The following is a 310-nucleotide window of genomic DNA, read 5'->3' as shown; positions in this document are numbered from 1 at the left end:
GATGAAAATGTGTTGTTGGTGGATGGAGTGCATCACCGCGTCCTGCATCTCCAGAGCACTGGTCACGTCGATACGCTCCACATCTGCAGGAGTTGGCAGGGAGACGGGGCCAGCTATCAGCGTGACCCGCGCGCCTTTGGCTGCGGCGGCTCGGGCGATGGCGAATCCCATTTTTCCCGAGCTGTGATTGCTGAGAAAACGTACTGGATCCAGCGCTTCTCGGGTCGACCCGGCAGTTATCATGATATTGAGGTGGCTTAGCGAGCGATCAGGGGTGAAATGCCGTGCTACGTGGTCCACCAGCACCAGC

General features: G+C 58.7%; 1 protein-coding gene. It reads right to left on the bottom strand.

The features are described from left to right. Positions 1 to 310 (bottom strand): phosphopantothenoylcysteine decarboxylase domain-containing protein (locus BG74_RS17555; protein WP_305809580.1); only part of this gene is annotated, 310 nt, incomplete at both ends.

Origin of the sequence: Sodalis-like endosymbiont of Proechinophthirus fluctus (genome assembly GCF_001602625.1) — a bacterium.
Lineage (GTDB): Bacteria > Pseudomonadota > Gammaproteobacteria > Enterobacterales > Enterobacteriaceae.
This window is presented reverse-complemented; position numbering and strand designations above follow the sequence as displayed.